Here is a 3,116-nt window from a genome sequence, read left to right as displayed (position 1 = left end):
CGACGCGAAGGCGCTGCTCGGCGGTTGAGCGCCGTCCGCGCCCCAACCTGAACTCATCGCCGGTCGCGCTTTCGGCATACGCGGCGCGCACGCGCGTCCGCGCGGCGGGCCTATGCTCGGCGCTTCCCTCTTTCGAGCTCCCTCCCTCACCCCATGAGCGACGCCCGCACCGCCCCCCCGACCCACCTCCGCGTCCACCAGTTCGCCGGCCTGAAACCCGGTCCGAAGCTGCTGGTGACGGCCGCCGTGCACGGCAACGAGGTCGCCGGCGTCGGCGCGATCGAGCGCGTGATGCGGATGTTCGACGAGGGCCGGCTCACGCTGCTCAAGGGCACGCTGACGATGATCCCCATCGTCAATCCGCTGGCGCACCGGCTGCAGCGCCGCGAGGGCGAGCGCAACCTCAACCGCAACCTGCGCGTGAACCCGATCCCGCAGGACTTCGAGGACCGCATCGCCAATCGCCTGTGCCCCTGGATCGCCGCCAGCGACGTGATGCTGGACCTGCACAGCTTCAACAATCCCGGGCCGCCTTCGCGATGCTCGGCCCGCGCGACAACGACGGCGAGCTCGAGCCCTTCCGCCACCAGGCCGCCGAGAGCGCGCTGGCGCTGGCGGTGGGCACGTCGCGCATCGTCGAGGGCTGGCTCTCGACGTATGCGCTCGGCCTGAAGCGCCGCGCCGAGAAGGCCGCCGACGGCTCGCGCCGCATGGCGCTGCAGCAGGATCCGCATTACGGCGTCGGCACCACCGAGTACATGCGCAGCACCGGCGGCTACTGCATCACGCTGGAGTGCGGCCAGCACGCCGATCCCCAGGGGCCCGAGGTCGCCTTCAAGGCGATCCTGCGCACGCTGGCGCTGCTGGGCATGGTCGCGCCGGAGGCGGTGGAGCCGGCCGATCCGAAGCGGCCAGTCGAGCTGCTGCAACTCTACGAGGTCATCGACCGCGAAAGCGTCGACGACCGCTTCGAGCGCCAGTGGGCCAGCTTCGACCCGATCGCGGAAGGCGAGCGCATCGGCACGCGCGCCGACGGCACGCCGGTGCTGGCGCCCTTCGGCGGCCGCATCGTGTTCCCCAACAACAACGCCGAGCCCGGCCATGAGTGGTTCTACCTGGCAAAGCCCAGCGACCGCGTGTTGACTTGAGCTTCTGGCTAGAGTCGCCGGCATGAACGATACCCCCGCCGCCACCGCCGCCACCCTCCCCCCGCTGCGCATCGACTTCGTCTCCGACGTCGCCTGCCCCTGGTGCGCGGTGGGATTGAAGTCGCTGGAGACCGCCCTCGCCCGCCTGCCGGACGTGGCCGTCGACCTGCACTTCCAGCCCTTCGAGCTCAACCCCCAGATGGCCCCGGAGGGGGAGGACATCGAGGAGCACCTCACCCGCAAGTACGGCTCGACCAGCGAGCAGCGCCAGCAGATCCGGGCGCACCTGCGCCAGCGCGGCGCCGACGTGGGATTCACCTTCACCGAGGGCGCGCGCAGCCGCATCTGGAACACCTTCGACGCGCACCGGCTGCTGCACTGGGCGGGCCTGCAGTCCGCGCAGGCGCAGCGCGACCTGAAGCTGGCGCTGCTGACCGCATATCACACCCATGGCCGCAATCCGGGTGACCGCGAGACGCTGCTGGCGGCGGTCCGAGAGATCGGCCTGGACGCCGCCGAGGCCGCCCGCGTCATCGACAGCGGCGAGTTCGCCGAGGACGTGCGCGAGACGGAATCGCTGTGGCTGGGCCGCGGCATCAGCTCGGTGCCGGCGGTCGTGATCAACGAGAAGTACCTGATCCAGGGCGGCCAGCCGCCGGAGGCCTTCGAACAGGCGCTGCGCCAGATCGCCGCCGAAGCGGGGCAGGCCTGACCGGCAAGCCCCGGCGTCCTGGAGCACGCGCACGGGTCGTCACGCAAGGGGGTTGATCCGCGTCCGGACCGGCCGCCGGATTTGAGACAATCCGCCCATCGTTTGAACGGGGCCACGCGTCGTCCGCTTGGCCCCGTTGTCATTCCTGGCGCGTGCGCGCGCCGTCACCGCCTGACGCAGTTTCCAGATGTTCAAGAACCTGATCGTTTACCGCCTGTCCAACGACTGGCAGCCCAATGCCGAGAAGCTCGAGGACGCCCTCGAGAACGAGCGTTTCGCGCCCTGCGGCGCCACGGAAGCCCTGTCGGCCGGCTGGGTGCCGCCGCGCGGCGAGCCCGGCGCCCGGCTGCTGGAGGAGATCGACGGCCACTGGCTGCTGAGCCTGCGCATGGAGAAGCGGGTGCTGCCCGGCTCGGTGGTGCGGGAGAAGGTCGAGGAGATGGTCGAGCGGATCGAGCTCGAGACCGGCCGCCGGCCCGGCAAGAAGCAGCAGCGCGACATGAAGGAGCAGGCCACGCTGGAGCTGCTGCCGCGCGCGTTCACGCTGCAATCGCACCTGCGGGTGTGGATCTCGCCCAAGCAGGGCCTGCTGATGGTGGATGCGGGCTCGATCGGCAAGGCCGACGAGCTGATCACGCTGCTGGTGAAGGCCGATTCGTCGATCAACCTGCACCTGCTGCAGAGCGCCGAATCGCCGGCCGCCTGCATGGCGGCATGGCTGATGGACGGCGTGCCGCCCAAGGACTTCGTGATCGACCGCGATTGCGAGCTCAAGGCCGCCGACGAGATGAAGGCGGCGGTGCGCTACGCCCGCCACAACCTGGACACCGACGAGGTCAAGGCGCACCTGACCAGCGGCAAGATGCCCACGCGCCTGGCGATGACCTGGAAGGAGCGCGTGTCCTTCACCCTGACGGACACGATGCAGATCAAGGGCATCAAGTTCCTGGACGTGGTCTTCGACGGGCGGGACAAGCCGGCCAAGGACGAAGCCTTCGATGTGGACGCGGCGCTGGCGACCGGTGAGCTCGCGCAGCTGATCCCCGACATGATCGAGGGCCTGGGCGGCGAGCTGGACTTCATCGGCCAGTCGGCCAAGATCGCGGCCGAGCACACGCCGGGCGGCGCGAAGGCGCCCGCGCCTGCGGCGGCTTCGCCGGCCAAGGATGAGGACATGGCCACCGAAGCGGCGCCCTGGGATTGAGGCACCGCGCGCTGCGACGACCCTCACCCCTGCCCTCTCCCGCAAGCGGGAG

General features: G+C 70.3%; 2 protein-coding genes and 1 pseudogene. All 3 read left to right on the top strand.

Annotation, left to right across the window (positions count from 1 at the left end):
* Positions 1–153 precede the first annotated feature (153 nt).
* The 3 genes and pseudogenes from FUT87_RS24150 to FUT87_RS24140 all read left to right on the top strand — a co-directional run bounded on the left by FUT87_RS24150 (position 154) and on the right by FUT87_RS24140 (position 3,064).
* Positions 154–1,148 (top strand): annotated as a pseudogene (locus tag FUT87_RS24150) (succinylglutamate desuccinylase/aspartoacylase family protein).
* A 22-nt stretch (positions 1,149–1,170) separates the two neighbouring features.
* Entirely contained in the window at positions 1,171–1,860 is a 690-nt protein-coding gene (locus FUT87_RS24145) for a DsbA family oxidoreductase (RefSeq protein WP_147242638.1), read from the top strand.
* A gap of 187 nt (positions 1,861–2,047) precedes the next feature.
* Positions 2,048–3,064 (top strand): recombination-associated protein RdgC, encoded by a 1,017-nt coding sequence (locus tag FUT87_RS24140; RefSeq protein WP_147242637.1) that lies wholly within the window; start codon positions 2,048–2,050, stop codon positions 3,062–3,064.
* Positions 3,065–3,116 lie beyond the last annotated feature (52 nt).

The organism is Mitsuaria sp. TWR114 (assembly GCF_007997345.1).
Note: the sequence above shows the minus strand (reverse complement) of the source record. Positions and strands in the feature narration are given on the sequence as shown.

Bases quoted from the DNA above. Each gene is read 5' to 3' on its own strand.
- FUT87_RS24145 (WP_147242638.1), top strand. From the start codon at position 1,171: ATGAACGATACCCCCGCCGCCACCGCCGCCACCCTCCCCCCGCTGCGC.
- FUT87_RS24140 (WP_147242637.1), top strand. From the start codon at position 2,048: ATGTTCAAGAACCTGATCGTTTACCGCCTGTCCAACGACTGGCAGCCC.